The 16,823-nt window shown below is 60.4% G+C and carries 14 protein-coding genes and 1 tRNA gene; 9 read left to right on the forward strand and 6 right to left on the reverse strand.

Annotation, left to right across the window (positions count from 1 at the left end; translation table 11 throughout):
• Positions 1 to 58: 58 nt before the first annotated feature.
• The 4 genes from HMPREF3173_RS01470 to csiR all read right to left on the reverse strand — a co-directional run bounded on the left by HMPREF3173_RS01470 (position 59) and on the right by csiR (position 3,874).
• Positions 59 to 832, reverse strand: coding sequence for a gamma-glutamyl-gamma-aminobutyrate hydrolase family protein (locus HMPREF3173_RS01470; protein ID WP_043208971.1), 774 nt, complete (start codon positions 830 to 832; stop codon positions 59 to 61).
• A 78-nt stretch (positions 833 to 910) separates the two neighbouring features.
• Positions 911 to 2,257, reverse strand: a complete 1,347-nt coding sequence (locus HMPREF3173_RS01475) for a glutamine synthetase family protein (RefSeq protein WP_070571202.1) — start codon at positions 2,255 to 2,257, stop codon at positions 911 to 913.
• A 28-nt stretch (positions 2,258 to 2,285) separates the two neighbouring features.
• Complete coding sequence (locus HMPREF3173_RS01480) at positions 2,286 to 2,840, reverse strand: helix-turn-helix domain-containing protein (RefSeq protein ID WP_070571203.1); 555 nt, start codon at positions 2,838 to 2,840, stop codon at positions 2,286 to 2,288.
• Between the two features lie 341 nt (positions 2,841 to 3,181).
• Positions 3,182 to 3,874, reverse strand: a complete 693-nt coding sequence (gene csiR / locus HMPREF3173_RS01485; RefSeq protein WP_070571204.1) for a DNA-binding transcriptional regulator CsiR — start codon at positions 3,872 to 3,874, stop codon at positions 3,182 to 3,184.
• A gap of 180 nt (positions 3,875 to 4,054) precedes the next feature.
• Here csiR and glaH point away from each other — a divergent pair, with 180 nt between their 5' ends.
• The 8 genes from glaH (at position 4,055) to HMPREF3173_RS01525 (ending at position 13,542) form a co-directional block, all read left to right on the forward strand.
• Positions 4,055 to 5,041 (forward strand): glutarate dioxygenase GlaH, encoded by a 987-nt coding sequence (glaH, locus tag HMPREF3173_RS01490; RefSeq protein WP_043208977.1) that lies wholly within the window; start codon positions 4,055 to 4,057, stop codon positions 5,039 to 5,041.
• A gap of 55 nt (positions 5,042 to 5,096) precedes the next feature.
• Positions 5,097 to 6,338 (forward strand): L-2-hydroxyglutarate oxidase, encoded by a 1,242-nt coding sequence (gene lhgO, locus HMPREF3173_RS01495; RefSeq protein ID WP_070571205.1) that lies wholly within the window; start codon positions 5,097 to 5,099, stop codon positions 6,336 to 6,338.
• Positions 6,339 to 6,721: 383 nt separating this feature from the next.
• Positions 6,722 to 8,254, forward strand: coding sequence for a sensor domain-containing diguanylate cyclase (locus tag HMPREF3173_RS01500; protein WP_070571206.1), 1,533 nt, complete (start codon positions 6,722 to 6,724; stop codon positions 8,252 to 8,254).
• Between the two features lie 7 nt (positions 8,255 to 8,261).
• Positions 8,262 to 9,515, forward strand: coding sequence for an arsenic transporter (locus HMPREF3173_RS01505; RefSeq protein WP_070571207.1), 1,254 nt, complete (start codon positions 8,262 to 8,264; stop codon positions 9,513 to 9,515).
• 206 nt (positions 9,516 to 9,721) lie between these two features.
• Positions 9,722 to 11,515, forward strand: a complete 1,794-nt coding sequence (locus HMPREF3173_RS01510) for a copper resistance system multicopper oxidase (RefSeq protein ID WP_070571208.1) — start codon at positions 9,722 to 9,724, stop codon at positions 11,513 to 11,515.
• Complete coding sequence (locus HMPREF3173_RS01515; protein WP_070571209.1) at positions 11,512 to 11,874, forward strand: hypothetical protein; 363 nt, start codon at positions 11,512 to 11,514, stop codon at positions 11,872 to 11,874. Before HMPREF3173_RS01510 ends, HMPREF3173_RS01515 begins: the two co-directional genes overlap by 4 nt.
• Positions 11,864 to 12,808 (forward strand): copper resistance protein B, encoded by a 945-nt coding sequence (locus tag HMPREF3173_RS01520; protein WP_070571210.1) that lies wholly within the window; start codon positions 11,864 to 11,866, stop codon positions 12,806 to 12,808. The genes HMPREF3173_RS01515 and HMPREF3173_RS01520 overlap by 11 nt, the downstream gene beginning before the upstream one ends.
• 8 nt (positions 12,809 to 12,816) lie before the next feature.
• Positions 12,817 to 13,542 (forward strand): c-type cytochrome, encoded by a 726-nt coding sequence (locus HMPREF3173_RS01525; protein WP_070571211.1) that lies wholly within the window; start codon positions 12,817 to 12,819, stop codon positions 13,540 to 13,542.
• Between the two features lie 57 nt (positions 13,543 to 13,599).
• Here HMPREF3173_RS01525 and HMPREF3173_RS01530 read toward each other — a convergent pair whose 3' ends face one another.
• Together HMPREF3173_RS01530 and HMPREF3173_RS01535 are read right to left on the reverse strand one after the other, a co-directional pair.
• Entirely contained in the window at positions 13,600 to 14,703 is a 1,104-nt protein-coding gene (locus tag HMPREF3173_RS01530) for a choline metabolism transcriptional regulator GbdR (RefSeq protein ID WP_070571212.1), read from the reverse strand.
• 607 nt (positions 14,704 to 15,310) lie between these two features.
• Positions 15,311 to 15,387 (reverse strand) — tRNA-Val (locus HMPREF3173_RS01535).
• Between the two features lie 258 nt (positions 15,388 to 15,645).
• On the opposite strand from HMPREF3173_RS01535, the gene HMPREF3173_RS01540 reads away from it, so the two are divergent.
• Complete coding sequence (locus HMPREF3173_RS01540; protein WP_070571213.1) at positions 15,646 to 16,809, forward strand: aromatic ring-hydroxylating oxygenase subunit alpha; 1,164 nt, start codon at positions 15,646 to 15,648, stop codon at positions 16,807 to 16,809.
• The last annotated feature ends 14 nt before the right edge of the window (positions 16,810 to 16,823 follow it).

A 16,823-nucleotide genomic window follows, 5' to 3' on the forward strand; every position in this document is an offset into this window, starting at 1 on the left:
TTAACGAGGCGCAGCCGGGCTGCGTAAAAACATTCAACGTTTCAATAGCGCTCACGGCTCAGGCGGTTTTCAACATCAACTGACGCAATACCGAGCGTTGCCGGCAGGCTTTGCCAAAGGTCTGGAAGATCGTCAGGTAATGCGGGTTTTCAAGTACCCGGAACTCCGGATGCCACTGAACGGCCAAGGCAAAGCTCTTGCTGCCTTCAACCGAGATCGCTTCCACAAGCCCATCCGGTGCCAACGCCTCCACCCTCAGCCCCGGCGCCAGCACATCGATGCCCTGGCCATGGATGGAGTTGACGTCGATGACCGCGGGCAAGCCCATTCGGTCCATCAGGCCGCCTGGCTGGATATGCATTGCGTGGCGGGGGCCATACTGCTGGTCCACAGGCTCGTCCTTGCCTTCGCGGTGATCCATGAACAGGCCGGTCTCATGGACCTTCTGGTGCAGGGTGCCCCCGAGCGCCACATTCATTTCTTGGAAACCCCGGCAGATGCCGAGCACCGGCACACCAGCGGCGATGGCCGCACGCATCAGCGGCAGCGTCGTGGCATCGCGCAACGGGTCGTGGTGGGTGCCCGGCTCACTGGCCGGGCCGTTGTAGTGGAACGGTTCGATGTTGGACGGCGAGCCGGTGAAGATCAGCCCATCCACTGTGTCGACAATGTCGGCGGTATCCATCAATTCACCGAGACTGGGAATCACGATGGGCAAGCCACACGCCGCCTTGGCCGCGGCGCGCGCATACTTCTCACTGATCGTCTGGGTCGCATGCTGTTCAATCATGCGAGTGCATGCAGTGATGCCGATAACGGGCACGCGTGGCATATCATCCTCCGGCAAATCAATATTGCGAGTTATTCAAACTGATTAAGAAAGTGGGGCGCAGTTGGGCGAAACGGATGCTCACAAGAACCAGCGATATTCACGCGCGTTGATGGCGTTCATGAAATCCAGTTGTTCCTGGCGTTTGTTTTCGCAATAGACCATCACGAACTCACTGCCCAGGCCCTCGTTGACCACCGGATGGTTGCGCATCGCAGCCACAGCGCTCAGGGCATCCTTGGGGAAATCGATACCGCTCGTGCGATCGTCATTGAGCGGTGCGATGGGTTCCACGCCGCGATCAAGGCCATGCTCCATACCGGTGAGGATGGCCGCCAGCACCAGGTACGGGTTGGCATCGGCGCCGGCCAGGCGGTGCTCGATGCGCAGGTTGCGTGGATCGGACTCGGGAATGCGAATGCATGCATCGCGGTCCTCGAAGCCCCAACTGGCCACACTCGCGGCGTTGACCATGGCGCCGTAGCGGCGGTAGGCGTTGTGATTAGGGGCGAAGATCGGCATGCAATGGGGCAGCAGCGCCAGGCAACCGGCGACGGCATGGCGCAGGTTGCGTTGTCCGTAACCGGCCAACAGGTTGTTGCCGGCCTCATCGTAGAGACTGACATGCACATGCATGCCGCTGCCCGGTGCGTCCAGGTAGGGTTTGCTCATGAAGCTGGCGCGATAGCCATGTTTCATGGCGACACCACGCGTACTGCGGCAGAACAAGGCCGACCAGTCCGCCGCGCTCAATGCATCGTCACTGTGGGAGAAGTTGATCTCGAACTGGCCAGGGCCAAGTTCCGCGGTGATGACGTTCGCCGGTACACCCTGCTCGTTGGCGACATCCACCATCTCATGCAGCACGGACGAGAACCGCGACAGCCGTTCGATGTGCATGTTCGGCTGATCGTCCTGGTCGCCGGTAGCGACATCGCGTGGGTACTGCGGCAGGCCGTCCTTGAGCGCGCGGTCGAACAGGTAGAACTCAAGCTCAAAGGCAACCACCGGGCGAATGCCACAGCTGGCCAGACGTCGCAGCACCCGGGCCAGCACCTCACGGGGCTCGAACTCGATGGGCTTGGCGGTGCCATCGGAGGTGATCATCATCTGGGCGATCGCCTCCTTTTCCCAGCGCACCGGTTTCAGGGTGCCAGGCACCAGGCGCCGCGGTGCGTCCGGATCACCATCGGCAAAGCAATAGTCGCCAATCTTGTAGAGGCCACCCTGGGTCCCCAGCAACACACAGTTCTGCGGCAACTTCAAAGGCGCGCCTGCAGCCACTTTCTCCAGCATGTCCATGGGGTAGCGCTTGCCATAGAAATGCCCAGGAATATCCAGCGCAATCAGGTCGACGTAACGCACGTCTGGGTGTTGGGCGCGGAAAGCGCGCACTTCAGTCAGCAGATCCGGAAAGATGACACTCATCTTCTTGTCCTTGTGAGGTGAAACGAATTCAGTTGAAGACCCAGAGCACGCGGGTGAGCCTGTCCGTGAGGTTGGCGTAACGCAAACGCGCATGAGGTTGCAGCTGGAAGCTGTCGTTGGCGTGCAGCGTCACGGCATCGCCGTCGTCCAGCCAGACCGTCAGTTCGCCCTCGAGCACAAAGCAGCCTTGCTCCGAGCGATCGCTCAGGTGCTCTGCGCCACTGCTCGCACCAGGCTCAAGGCGGCTGTCGAGCATCGAGAAGGCGCCCGAGATCGTCGGTGAGGCCAGCACATCGGTGATGCCCGAACCGAAGTACAACGTGCGCCGCTCATGAGGGCGAGTCACCCAGCTGACGGCGCGGGGCTTGCTCAGGTTGTAGAAATACGCAGTCGAGACGCCGAGTGTTTCGCTGATGGCGGTGAGGTCCGCCACGGTCGGGCGCGAAACACCCCGTTCAACTTGGGAAAGAAAACCAACCGAACGGTCGATGCGTTCAGCCAGCTCGCCCAGCGTCAGATTCTTGAACTTGCGCAGGTCATGAATGAGGATCGCCAAGGCTTCAACTTCTTCGTCCATCTTCATCGCTCAGAGGCAGCCGTGAAATTATTTGATTTATTTTTCATGAAAAAATACATGAAAAATTTCACGCGTCAAGCCAGGCGCAGCAAACGGCTTGCACCCAGAGCTAGGGATTCAGATGAGGTCGGGGACGTCAGGCGCGCGGCCATCGTGGGCACTCAGGCCACGTTGCGCGCCCATCGTAGGCTTCGCCAGCGCCTACAAGAGAGGACCAAGCTTTCACCGGGGAGAATGAGGCCAGCTCCCACCCAGTGAGGCGGTTTTACACTGGGGACGCTGCGCCAGGGTTCGTGGGCGCTGGCGCAGCCAGTGATCGAGTGTGAAGCACTCGCCTGCTGTTTTCGCTACAAGATGTCGGATTCGCGTTCGATGATCTGCGTAATGATCGGCACCGGCGTCATCAAATGCTCCAGCATCATCTTGCTGGCCTTGGCGGCATCGCGCCCCAGGATGGTACTGACCAGCTCGGCGTGCTCTTCGCGCTTGAGCCGCAACGACTCTTCGGACAGCACCGTGCGCTTGAGCCAGATCTGCCGGTAGCGTTCGGCCTGATCCTGCAGAAAGGCACGCGCCTGCAGCAAGCTCTTGGAGCCGCAACCACTGGCAATGGCATTGTGGAAGGCCTTGTGCCGGGCATCCCAGATATCGACCATTTCCTGCGGGCTGTGCAACTCGACCACCTTCGAAAGCGTGTGCGAGCACGCCACGATGGACGCCTCCCAGGCTTCATCGCCCTTCTCTACCGCCAGCCCCACGATCAAGGCCTCCAGGTGAGCCCGGGCGGTGTAGACATCGAGCATCTCGTCCAACGACATCGGTGCCACCCGATAGCCCTTTTGGTTGATCGCGCTGACCAACCTCTCTGCCACCAGCCGCGCCAGCACCTCGCGCATCGGCCCCACACCGACGGCGTAACGGTCTTTCAAGGCGCTCATCAAGAGTTTTTCCCCGGGGCGGAAGACGCCACGGAGAATGTCGGATTTCAAGCGCGAATAGGCAGCATCTGATGCGGTTTCAGCGAGGTCTGTGTGGTCCATCCAGAGGGCTCTCTTGCTAGGCGCGCCTATCATACCGGACTCCGTTAGGACACGCAGATCGTGTACAAAACACAATAATTACTACGATATTTAAAAATGTAGACATTTTTTAATTTCAGCGATATTTTTGCTCCACGACCTGACCCGTCCTCTCAACCGCCCGGTTAACAAGGAGTCGCCATGAACGCCCTCACCCACATCGATATGCCTGTCCTCGAGCAACCTGCCCTGCTGCACGGTTTCACCTTGCAGTCGACCTCCCAGTCCGAGCGCCTGCTGGAACTGCGCTTTGCCAAGGAAACCGTCGACGCCTTCGTCGCCGCGGTCGCCCAATGGCCGGTCCAGGCCTTGGAGTACAAATCGTTCCTGCGTTTCCAGTTCGGCAAGATCCTCGACGACCTGTGCCAGGGCACTTTGCGCCCGGTCATCGTCAACACCCTGCTCGATCGCAGCACTGGCGGCCTGCTGGTCACCCCTGAGGGCCTGGACAACGTCTCCCAGGCTGAAGACATGGTGAAACTCTCTACCGCTGTGGCCCATCTGCTGGGCCGATCGAATTTCGATGCCATGAGCGGCCAGTTCTACGCGCGCTTCGTGGTCGAGAACGTCGATAACTCCGACAGCTACCTGCGCCAGCCACACCGGGTGATGGAGCTGCACAACGACGGCACCTTCGTGAACCAGATCACCGACTATGTACTGATGATGAAAATCGACGAGCAGAACATGGAAGGCGGCAATTCCCTGTTGCTGCACCTGGACGACTGGGCTGACCTGGACCGTTTCTACAAGCACCCGCTCGCCCGTCGGGTGATGCGCTGGACCGCGCCACCGAGCAAGAACACCCGGGAGGATGTATTCCATGCCGTGTTCGATACCGACTCGGTGGGTCGCCCGACCATGCGCTACATCGACCAGTTCGTGCAGCCTGAGAACTACGAGGAAGGCACCTGGCTGTTCCAGTTAGGCGAGTCGCTCGAAGGCAGTGCGCACAAGGTGTCGATTCCGGTCCCGGTCGGCTCGTTCCTGCTGATCAACAACCTGTTCTGGCTGCACGGCCGTGACCGCTTCGTCGCTCACCCGGGCCTGCGCCGCGAGTTGATGCGCCAACGCGGCTACTTCAGCTTCCCGAAAATGGAACACCACCGGGGCCAGACCTCCAACTGATGCTCAGCGTGGCCTCGGCGCCTGCGGGCCGGGGCCATCTGCAAGGAACAGACTCATGTACGATTTCGTGATCATCGGCGGCGGTATCGTCGGCATGTCGACAGCGATGCAGCTGGCTGACCAGTACCCCGAGGCGCGCCTGCTGCTGCTCGAGAAAGAGAGCAGCCCAGCCCAGCACCAGACCGGCCACAACAGTGGTGTGATCCATGCGGGTGTCTACTACACGCCCGGCAGCCTGAAAGCAAAGTTCTGCCTGGAAGGCAACAAGGCCACCAAACGCTTCTGCGATGAGCACGCCATCCCCTACGACAACTGCGGAAAACTGCTCGTCGCCACCAACGAGCTGGAGATGCAGCGTATGCGCGCCCTGTGGGAGCGCACTGCGGCCAATGGCCTGGAGCGCCACTGGCTGTCGGCCGGCGAGCTTCGCGAACGCGAGCCGAACATCGTTGGCCTGGGCGGTATCTTCGTGCCCTCCAGCGCCATCGTGAACTACGCCGCGGTGACCGCTCAGATGGCCAGGCAGTTCGAGAAAAAAGGCGGCACCCTGCAGTTCGATGCCGAAGTCACCGGACTGGTCGAACAGGCGGACTCGATCGTCGTCAAGACCGACCGGGGCACTTACACGACCCGCTACCTGGTGTCGTGCTCGGGCCTGATGGCTGACCGGGTCGTACGCATGCTCGGTGTGGAGCCAGGTTTTACCATCTGCCCGTTCCGTGGCGAGTACTACCTGCTGCCACCGGAGCACAACCGAATCGTCAATCACCTGATCTACCCGATCCCGGACCCGTCCATGCCGTTCCTGGGTGTACACCTGACCCGGATGATCGATGGCACCGTCACCGTCGGGCCGAATGCAGTGCTGGCCATGAAGCGCGAGGGCTATCGCAAATCCGATGTCTCCCTGAGCGACCTGGGCAACATGCTGGGGCACCGTGGTATCCGCAAAGTGCTCAGGGACAATCTCCGCCCAGGGCTGATCGAGATGAAGAACTCGCTGTTCAAGGGGGCCTACCTCAAGACCGTGCAAAAGTACTGCCCGAGCCTCGAGAAGAAACACCTCAAGCCCTACCCGGCCGGCGTGCGCGCCCAGGCGGTGTCCAATGACGGGAAGCTCATCGATGACTTCCTGTTCGTCAACACCGCCCGTAGCGTCAACGTCTGCAACGCGCCTTCCCCGGCGGCCACCTCAGCCATTCCGATCGGGGCCTACATCGTGTCCAAGGTCCAGGAAATCGTCGGCGATGAATTCAAGAAAACGTCCGTGCCGGCACTTCAGGCCCAAGCCGTCTGAACACAGGCTGTTGCGTCCGGAAGGTCACTCGACCTTCCTCTGGCTGGCAAGGCTGACCCAGGGCCACCGGCTGGAGCTGCTCGCCCTGGCCAGTCTGTTGATCGCCGTTTTCATGCTTTGATCCCCGCCGGGCTGCCTGCTGGAAGCAATGATTCAGCAGGCAGTCATCTGACGTATTCTTCATAATATCTGTCAGACACTCCGACATAAGCAGTGTTATATTTCGCAAATTGGACCAGCTGGTTACTTCTTGACCGCTAGGTTAGCCACCCGTGGCAGTGTCAGTCTGCTTGATGTGTGGCACAGGGCCGGGAGTGCCCGTTGCGAATTCCCCACGCATTCGCGACCCGCAAGAGAAATCGGAATTCCCATCAGGTATCTATGTGAAGCGTGACATCCACCTCGTCGTTCTGCTGCTGTCGATCATCGGTTGTTCGCTCGCATCGTTGACACTGTGGAAGGTCATGGCCTCTCGTGAGCGGGCACTGGAAGACATCAATACCCACGCCTTGAACCTCACCCAGGCACTGTCCACCTATTCCGAAGGTATCGTGCGACAGAGCTCGCTGCTGTTGCTCGGCCTCATCGAGCGGCTGGAAACCGAAGGCAGCGGGCCTTCGCAGATCGAACGCCTGAGCCAGCTGGTGAGCCGCCAGCACCCGTTGATGCCGCAGTTGAGCGGCATCACCATCTATGACAAGGATGGCCGCGGGCTCATGTCCTCCAATAGCCCCATGCCCGTCGGTGCCAACAGCAGCGACCGCGCCTACTTCATCCATCACCGCGACGATCCTTCCCGCGAGCCGTTCATCGGCCTTCCTATCCGCAGCCGCACCAACCAGGAATGGGTCATCACCATCAGCCGCCGCTTCAACGACGCCCATGGCGATTTCGCCGGCGTCGTTGCCGTGACGCTGGGCGTGGAGAACTTCCTGCACCTGTTCGGACAGCTGGATGTGGGCCAGGACGGCGCCATCGGGCTGTCGTACACCGACGGGGCGATACTGGTGCGTTACCCGTTTCGCGAACAGGACATGGGGCGCAACTTCTCCAAATCGCCCATCTATGCCAAGTACCTCGTCGATCAGTCAGTGGGCACGGCCTCGTTCACCTCCAGCCTGGACGGCGTGGAGCGCCTGTATGCATTTCGCAAGAGCGACACCCTCCCCCTGGTGACAACGGTCGCCCTCGGCAAACGCGAGGCGCTCGCGGCCTGGCGCTTCGAGGCGCAGCTGTCGGCGTTGGTGGTCTGCGGTCTGCTCGCCCTCACCGGCGCCATCGGCTGGCTGCTGATTCGCGCCATGGGCCGACGGATCGCCGCAGAGCGTGAGCTCAGAGAAACCCAACAACAGTTGCTCGACAGCAATCAACAGCTCGAACGCCAGGCGATGCTCGATGCTCTGACCGGACTCGCCAACCGACGCCGCTTCGACGAGGTGCTGGACGAGGAGATTCGAAGAGCCCGTCGAAGTGGGACGCCATTGTCCCTGCTGATGATCGATATCGACCACTTCAAACGCTACAACGACACCTACGGCCATCCGGCCGGCGATGCCTGCCTGCAGCGAATCGCCGGCCTGCTCGCCGGCTGCATCCGTCGGCCGTGCGACCTGCTGGCACGTTACGGAGGTGAGGAAATGACAGTGGTCCTGCCCGACACCGACTGCGACGGTGCCGTCGTCGTGGCGCGGCTGATGCTGGAGTGCCTGGCCATGGCGTCCATCGCCCACCAAGGCAGCCCTTTTGGCCAGGTGACCGCCAGTATCGGCATCGCCTGCGCGGCCGGTGCCTCCCTCGACAGCAGCCAATCGCTGCTCGAACGCGCCGACCAGGCGCTCTATACCGCCAAGCAGGCGGGCCGCAATCGCCTGCATGTCGCCACGCCGACCGGCATTCCCTTACCCGCTGGATCCTGAATCGAGCATGACACTCTCCAACCCCTCACTCCTCATCTGGACCGTGGCCGCCCTGGCTACCTGTGGCGTCATCCTGCGCCCCTGGCGCATACCTGAATACGTCTGGGCCATGGGAGGCGCGCTGCTGCTCACAGGCCTGGGGCTGATTCCATTGCACCGTGCCATGGCCGCTATCGCCGAAGGCGGTGATGTCTATCTGTTTCTCATCGGCATGATGGTATTGGCCGAACTGGCACGACAGGAAGGTTTGTTCGACTGGCTCGCCCGGTACGCGGTGGGCCACGCCCGTGGCTCTGGGCAGCGGTTGTTCGACTTGGTGTTTCTGGTGGGCACGCTGGTTACCGTGTTCCTCTCCAACGATGCGACTGCCGTGGTGCTGACCCCAGCGGTCTACGCCGCCTGCCGGGCGGCCAAGGCCGAACCGCTGCCGTACCTGTTCATCTGCGCGTTCATCGCCAACGCCGCCAGCTTCGTATTACCGATTTCCAACCCCGCCAACCTGGTCGTATTCGGCAGCCAGATGCCGCCGCTGCTGGAATGGCTCAGGCAGTTCACTTTGCCGTCGCTGGCGGCCATCGTCCTGACCTACGCGGTCCTGCGGATCACCCTGCGCCAACAGATTCGCCAACCCTTGGCCTTGGAGATCGACCCGCAGCCCCTGTCCCAAGGGGCCAGGCTGAGCGCCGTGGGGATTGTGCTGACCGGCACCCTGTTGCTGACGGCGTCGGCACTGGACACGCCCTTGGGGCTGCCCACCTTTTGCGCAGGTCTGGCCACCACCGGGCTGATCCACCTGCGTCAGCGACGTAGCCCGATGCCGGTGCTCAGGCATGTGGCCTGGGGCGTGCTGCCGCTGGTGGCAGGTTTGTTCGTGCTCGTCGAAGCCGTGGCCCAGACCGGCGTCATCGACCGGCTGGCTCAGGCCCTGGCGGCACGGGCCCAGGTCTCGCCCACCCAGGCCAGCTGGGCCGCAGGCGTAGGTGTCGCCCTTGCCAGCAACCTGATGAACAACCTGCCCACCGGGCTGATAGCCGGGGCCATGGGGCATCTGGTCGAGTTACCCGGACAGACGACGGCCGCACTGCTGATTGGTGTGGATCTGGGCCCGAACCTGTCGATCACAGGCTCCCTGGCGACCTTGCTATGGCTGGTGGCAATTCGTCGCGAAGGCGAGCATGTCAGTGCCTGGCGCTTCCTGCGCCTGGGTCTGCTGGTGATGCCGCCAGCGCTGGCTGCTGCATTGTTGGCATTGATGCTCTGAACGCAAAACCAGGGCACTGAGCTCGACCTTGAGCAAGATCCTGGTGCCGCCCGCCAATACCTGACAGATCTGTAATGTTGCACTCAGTTTTCTGACAGCGCTGCCTGCCTATCGTAAGCCTGGAAAGTGCGAGTGCTCTCGGGACCAAGGATGCTGACCCGATAGCCCGTACATCAGCCACTATATGACTGACTGGACGCAACGGCATGCAAAGCAAAACCACAAGACGATCCTTCGTCAAAGGCCTGGCCGCGACCGGACTACTGGGTGGATTGGGCATGTGGCGCACGCCGGTCTGGGCCGTGACCAGCCCTGGCCAACCCAGCGTGCTGACGGGCACCGAGTTCGATCTGTATATCGCAGACCTGCCGGTCAACTTCACCGGCGCCGCGCGTACGGCCATGGCCATCAACGGCTCGCTGCCAGGCCCCATACTTCGCTGGCGCGAGGGCGACACCGTCACGCTGCGTGTGCGCAACCGCTTGAAGCAGGACACCTCCATCCACTGGCACGGCATTATCCTTCCGGCGAACATGGACGGGGTGCCTGGGCTGAGCTTTCACGGCATCGCCCCCGACGGGATGTACGAGTACAGGTTCAAGGTCCAGCAGAACGGTACCTACTGGTACCACAGTCACTCTGGCCTTCAGGAACAGGTCGGGGTGTATGGCGCGCTGGTCATCGATGCCAAGGAGCCCGAGCCATTCACCTATGATCGCGATTACGTGGTCATGCTCAGCGACTGGACCGATGAGGATCCTGCCCGGGTTCTGTCCAAGCTCAAGAAACAGTCCGACTACTACAACTTCCACAAACGCACCGTTGGCGACTTCGTCGACGATGTCAGCAAAATGGGCTGGTCGGCGGCCCTGGCCGATCGCAAGATGTGGGCCCAGATGAAGATGAGCCCCACCGACCTCGCCGACGTCAGTGGCTATACCTACACCTATCTGATGAATGGCCAGGCCCCTGATGGAAACTGGACCGGCCTTTTCAAACCCGGCGAGAAAATTCGGCTGCGCTTCATCAACGGCTCGGCCATGACTTATTTCGATGTGCGGATCCCCGGCTTGAAGATGACTGTCGTCGCGGCGGATGGTCAGCATGTCGATCCCGTCTCGGTCGACGAATTCCGAATCGCCGTGGCGGAAACCTACGATGTCATCGTCGAGCCCGAGGACGCGCAGGCGTACACCATTTTCGCTCAGTCCATGGACCGTACCGGGTATTCCAGGGGCACCTTGGCAGTACGCGAAGGCCTGCAGGCGCCCGTCCCCGCGGTCGATCCACGCCCGCTCATCTCGATGAGCGACATGGGTATGGATCACGGCAGCATGACTGGCATGGACCACGGCCAGATGGCTGGGATGGACCACGGCAGCATGGCGGGTATGGACCACAGCCAGATGGCCGGGATGGATCACGGCAGCATGGCTGGCATGGATCACGGCAGCATGGCGGGCATGGACGGTGCCATGCAGACCCATCCTGCGTCAGAAACCAACAACCCTCTGGTCGACATGCAGACCATGACCCCGACGCCCAAGCTCAATGACCCCGGAATTGGCCTGCGCAACAACGGCCGCCGTGTGCTGACCTACGCGGACCTGCGAAGCACCTTCGCTGACCCGGACGGCCGTGAGCCGGGGCGGACCGTGGAACTGCACCTGACCGGTCACATGGAAAAGTTCGCCTGGTCCTTCGACGGCATCAAGTTCTCCGATGCCGAGCCGCTGCGCCTGAAGTATGGCGAGCGTCTTCGCATCACGCTGGTCAACGACACCATGATGACTCACCCCATCCACCTGCATGGCATGTGGAGCGACCTGGAGGATGAACACGGCAACTTCATGGTCCGAAAACATACGATCGATATTCCCCCAGGCTCCAAACGAAGCTACCGCGTGACGGCGGATGCCTTGGGTCGTTGGGCCTATCACTGCCACCTGTTGTTCCACATGGAAATGGGCATGTTCCGAGAAGTTCGTGTGGACGAATGAACTGGAGATCTGAAATGAGCAAAACCATGAAACGAAACACCTATGTCTTCTCTGCCGCATTGGCAGGCCTGCTGGCGGTCTACACGCCGTCCTCGTGGTCCAGCGATGATCATGAGCAGCACGTTCAGAAATCCACCCAGGCTGCTGGCCAGCCCGATGGCATGAAGGGGATGGACCATGGCTCGATGAAAGGCATGGATCACAGCAAGATGAAAGGCATGGACCATGACGCGATGAAGGGCATGGATCACGGCAAGATGAAGGGCATGGACCATGACGCGATGAAGGGCATGGATCACCGCAAGATGATGGAATCCCAGGGCGGCGACAAAGCCAAGGCAGGGAAAGATGACCAATAGGCGAGTGCGACCCTCGCTCATGGCATTGGCCATCTCCCTCAGCACACTGGGCGGGACGCCGAGCTTCGCGGCTGAAAAAATGGAGCACTCGTCGATGGACCACGGCGCCATGCAGGGCATGGACCACGGCAAGATGGGCCATGGCAGCATGGAGGGGATGGACCACGGTGCCATGGATCATTCAATGATGAACCCAGGCACCGACGATGCCCCCCGAAGGACCAGTCGAACGCCCATTCCGATCCTCACGGACACCGACCGCAAGGCCGCGTTTCCCCCGCTGGACGGTCACAAGATGCATGACAGCGCGATCAACAGCTTCTTCTTGCTCGATCAGCTGGAATATCAGGACGCGGACGAAGGCAGTGCGCTGGCCTGGGATGCCTCGGGATGGGTGGGGGGCGATGTCAATCGGTTGTGGATCCGCTCCGAAGGCGAACGGACCAACGGGGTGACCGAGGATGCCGAGTTGCAATTGCTCTATGGCCGCGCCATCGGCCCTTGGTGGGACGTGGTGGCCGGGGTTCGCCAGGACTTCAAGCCCGAATCACCGCAGACCTGGGCAGCGTTTGGTGTGCAGGGCATGGCGCTTTACGACTTCGAAGCCGAAGCCACTGCGTTTATTGGCGAGAATGGTCAGACAGCCGCGCGTCTTGAGGGCGAGTACGACATTCTGTTGACCAATCGCCTGATCCTGCAACCCATCGCCGAGGCCAACTTCTATGGCAAGAACGATCCTGCGCGCGGCGTCGGTTCGGGCCTTGCCAACACCGAAGTCGGCCTGCGTCTTCGTTATGAAATCGTTCGTCAATTCGCGCCGTACATCGGCGTTACCTGGAGCCGCTCCTACGGCAAGACCGCTGACCTGATTCGCGACGAAGACGGGGATGTGGAAGAGGCGCGCTTCGTTGCCGGGATTCGGATGTGGTTCTGAGACCTTGAATGAAAAGAACAATGACAACGCTCGTGGTCGCAGGCGCGGTAGCGAGTGCCGCCGTGTTGGGCGCCGCCTACTCGGGCCTGGTCAACGTGGGGGCCGATGATCCCCACTTCCCCGCCGTGCATGCCTTCCTGGTCATGGCCCGGGAGCGCTCCATCGAAGTGCGCGCCAGGGACATCAAGGTGCCGAACCTCAAGGATGAAGCACTGATCCGCACGGGAGCGGGCAACTACAACGCCATGTGCGTCGGGTGCCACCTCGCCCCTGGGGTTGACCAGACCGAACTCAGCCAAGCGCTCTACCCCCCGCCTCCGAACCTGGCCAAGATCGGGACCGGTGATAATCCCGCCGTGGCGTTCTGGACCATCAAGCACGGCATCAAGGCCACAGGCATGCCGGCGTGGGGCAAGAGCATGGGGGATCAGTACATCTGGGGGATCGTCGCCTTCCTCGATCAACTGCCCCAGATGGACGCTCAGCAGTATCAGGCGATGGTGGCGAGCAGTGGCGGCCACCAGCACGGCGGTGGTGAGAGTGCGATGCACAGCGCTGGAGGCCACCATGGTCAGGGTACGGAGCAATCGAAGGCGCATCATCCACCCTCTGACTCAGCACACAGCTCAGGTCACCACGATGGGCATGGCGGAGCCGAAACGGACGTTGCCCATCCCGCCACACCTTCGCCAACGACGCATGTCCACCGAGATGGAAAAGAGCACGCCCACTGAAACTGAAGGGTCACTGACGGGAGGGGTCGCTGTGCCCCTTACCCGTTTTGCGCAGGGTTAACGTTTTAACTTCACACTCGCGAAAGTCGACTCGCTTTGTGCTTGGTCGAGCGAACTTTTAGCGGTGTCGTCTGGCCCCTTTGTCTCGTCGTCATCCAGCAGCAGTTTTTGCGAAGTATTGGAGGTAGCTCTTTCGTTTTTCGGTGGCGCCCCGAAATATTCCCGGTAGCACTTGGAAAAGTGCGGCGTGGAGACAAAGCCCACCACGGAAGCCACCTCGATGATCGACATGTGCGTTTGTTTGAGTAATTGACGCGCCCGAACAAGACGCAAGCGTAGATAATAACGAGAGGGGGTACAGTTCAGGTTTTTCTGAAACAATCGTTCAAGTTGGCGCCGTGAAATATTCACATACTTGGCCAGCTCATCCAGATCAATCAACTCCTCCAGATTGGCCTCCATCAGCGCGACGATTTCCTGCAACTTCGGCTGATTGGTGCCGAGCATATGCTTGAGCGGCACACGCTGATGGTCCTGCTCATTACGAATACGCTCGTACACGAACATTTCCGAAATGGCCGCCGAGAGTTCCCGACCGTGCTCGCGACTGATTAGGTGCAGCATCATGTCCAAGGGGGCTGTGCCTCCCGAACTGGTGAAGCGGTTGCGATCCAGGCTGAACAAGCGGGTACTCATGTTGACCCGCGGAAAGGCCTCCTGCATCGCGCCCAGGCACTCCCAATGCACGCTGCAATCGAAACCGTCGAGCAACCCGGCGCAGGCAAGCGCCCAACTGCCGGTGCATACCCCGCCCAAGCGCCGCGACTTGCGCGCCTGGGCCTGTAGCCAAGTGATATGTTCACGGGTGACGGTGCGTTGAATGCCGACGCCACCGCAGACAATCACGGTATCCATCGGTGGCGCGTTGTGCATGGCGGCGTCGGGGACGATCTGCAAGCCATCACTGGCCCAGACTTGGCCACCATCGACGGTCAGGGTGTGCCAACGGTAGAGCTCGCGTCCAGAAAGCTGGTTGGCCATGCGCAGCGGTTCGACGGCGGACGCCAAGGAGATCAGCGTGAAACTGTCCAGCAAAAGAAAGCCGATGGACTGGGGAGGAAAGCCGTTGTGATCAGGCTTTCCGTCCTTTTGCGACGACATACAGATACCTCTTCGACAGGCAGGCGAGCACCCATGACGGGCTACTTTTAATAATTCTCGAATTAATCGAGATATTAAAAATCTTTTTTTTAGTTATTTGAAAACTGCAACGTTAATCCTGCGGTCGCAAAGACGCCGTGTTGTGTTTTTGAACCACCGTTCAATAATACCGCATAGCAAGCTCACTTAGCCTGAGCCCCAAAACAGTGCAGAGGTCAACTTGAAAGAAGCGTTCGCTGGCGATGGCACGATTTGGCCATCACTGTATACGATGTATTAGCCTGATGGCGGGGCGTTAAACAGCTAGTTACTCTTACTTTCTAGAGGGTCAATGTACGTGCTCGGTTTAAATGGCACATGATCTGCTTACGCCATTTTTTTGCCCATGTGCGACCTGCCGCGTGTTGCCGGGAGGGAAAGGTTTCGACTCTCTGCGCTGCGTAAAGAAGCAAATGTGGGGAACAAGCAGACGCGCAGCGTACGCGAGCGGATGACGGCAACTCCAAACAGGCTGCCTTCAGGCGGGATCTACAAAAAATCTGCAAACGAAAAAAGGGCGACCCTTTCGGATCGCCCTTTTCGTGCCCGGAAATCCGGGGCTTTTGTTTGGTAGGCACAATTGGACTCGAACCAACGACCCCCACCATGTCAAGGTGGTGCTCTAACCAACTGAGCTATGTGCCTGTCGTGTGGCGCGCATATTAAGGGGACGGCACCCACCTGTAAAGCGCTTTTTTCAAAAAAATCAAAAACTTTGCCAACAGTGCCAGGCCAGAGGCGAAGACCGCGCCCCGAGGCCACCCGCCTATCGCCGTAGCACTCCCGCCAACACCGGCGAATGTTGTCGTTTTCCATCAAGAGCCGCCTTTGACCCTCCCCTAGATTAACTCCCGAGCAAGCCCCTGACCGAATCCAAGGGGCAGTGTCTGGAGGAGACCAGCCATGCAATCCGTCGAACAGTTCAAGCACAGCACTTGCGTTGCAGATTGGGCCGATCAACGCCCGGAACAGGCGTTTACCCTGCCCTCGCGGTACTTCTTCGATGAACAGATTTTCGCCGCCGAACGCGACCGCATCTTCATGAGCGCCTGGCACCTGGCCGGCCATCGCAACGAGTTCGCAGAGCCCGGGCAATTCGTGGTTTGCGACATCTTTGACCAGAGCGTGGTAGTGGCCTGCGGCAACGATGGCAAGATCAATGCCTTTCACAACGTCTGCCAGCACCGCGGCAATCGCTTGCTGGACGTACGCCGAGGCAGCGACACCCGGGTGCTGCGCTGCGCCTACCACTCCTGGTGCTACGAAATGGACGGCAGCCTGCGCAGCGCACCACGTAGCGAACGGCTGATCGCCTTCGACAAGCAGCAGTTCAATATTCCCAAGGTCCGCGTCGAAGAACTCGGCGGCTTCGTCTACTTCAACTTCGACGCCCAAGCCCCCTCGCTGGCCGAACTGTTCCCCGGCGCCGATGAAGAGATGCGAGCGGTGTTTCCCGAGCTGGGCAAGATGCGCCTGATCGAGGAGCAGGATGTGATCGTGCCGGCCAACTGGAAGGTGATCATGGACAACTCCATCGAGGGGTATCACTTCAAGCTGTCCGGCCCGTGCCATATCGACCTGGCCAAGCTGATCGACTTCAAAGGCTACCGTCTGACCAAGCGTGACAACTGGTGGACCTACATCGCCCCAGCCAACCTGCAGGCCGAAGAAGCCTACGGCGTGAAGCTCAGCGGGCCGCGCAACCCCGACGAGCGCTTCTTCAACATTGGCCTATGGCCGAACAACACCTTTTATACCTTCCCGTTCTCCGAGTTCCTCGGCACTTTCATCATGATTCCGCTGGACGCCGAACGCTCGCTGCTGCGCTTTGGCTACTACAGCCCGCACGAACAGGTGCCGGCAGTTTCCCACGCCTGCATGAAATGGATGAACGAGGACCTGGGCCCGGAAGACATCGAGCTGAACATCAGTGTGCAAAAAGGCCTGCGCTCGCTGGGCTACGACCAGGGCCGCTACATGATCGATGCCGAACGCAGCAACGAAAGCGAGCACCTGGTGCATCACTTCCACAAGCTGGTGTTCGACGGGATCGGCGCTGGCCGCTGACCGTTGAGGGAGAG

Source organism: Pseudomonas sp. HMSC08G10 (genome assembly GCF_001808425.1).
Lineage (GTDB): Bacteria > Pseudomonadota > Gammaproteobacteria > Pseudomonadales > Pseudomonadaceae > Aquipseudomonas > Aquipseudomonas guariconensis.

Bases quoted from the DNA above. Each gene is read 5' to 3' on its own strand.
- HMPREF3173_RS01510 (WP_070571208.1), top strand. From the start codon at position 9,722: ATGCAAAGCAAAACCACAAGACGATCCTTCGTCAAAGGCCTGGCCGCG.
- HMPREF3173_RS01520 (WP_070571210.1), top strand. From the start codon at position 11,864: ATGACCAATAGGCGAGTGCGACCCTCGCTCATGGCATTGGCCATCTCC.
- HMPREF3173_RS01505 (WP_070571207.1), top strand. From the start codon at position 8,262: ATGACACTCTCCAACCCCTCACTCCTCATCTGGACCGTGGCCGCCCTG.
- csiR (WP_070571204.1), bottom strand. From the start codon at position 3,874: ATGGACCACACAGACCTCGCTGAAACCGCATCAGATGCTGCCTATTCG.
- lhgO (WP_070571205.1), top strand. From the start codon at position 5,097: ATGTACGATTTCGTGATCATCGGCGGCGGTATCGTCGGCATGTCGACA.
- HMPREF3173_RS01525 (WP_070571211.1), top strand. From the start codon at position 12,817: ATGAAAAGAACAATGACAACGCTCGTGGTCGCAGGCGCGGTAGCGAGT.
- HMPREF3173_RS01480 (WP_070571203.1), bottom strand. From the start codon at position 2,840: ATGAAGATGGACGAAGAAGTTGAAGCCTTGGCGATCCTCATTCATGAC.
- HMPREF3173_RS01470 (WP_043208971.1), bottom strand. From the start codon at position 832: ATGCCACGCGTGCCCGTTATCGGCATCACTGCATGCACTCGCATGATT.
- HMPREF3173_RS01540 (WP_070571213.1), top strand. From the start codon at position 15,646: ATGCAATCCGTCGAACAGTTCAAGCACAGCACTTGCGTTGCAGATTGG.
- glaH (WP_043208977.1), top strand. From the start codon at position 4,055: ATGAACGCCCTCACCCACATCGATATGCCTGTCCTCGAGCAACCTGCC.
- HMPREF3173_RS01515 (WP_070571209.1), top strand. From the start codon at position 11,512: ATGAACTGGAGATCTGAAATGAGCAAAACCATGAAACGAAACACCTAT.
- HMPREF3173_RS01530 (WP_070571212.1), bottom strand. From the start codon at position 14,703: ATGTCGTCGCAAAAGGACGGAAAGCCTGATCACAACGGCTTTCCTCCC.
- HMPREF3173_RS01475 (WP_070571202.1), bottom strand. From the start codon at position 2,257: ATGAGTGTCATCTTTCCGGATCTGCTGACTGAAGTGCGCGCTTTCCGC.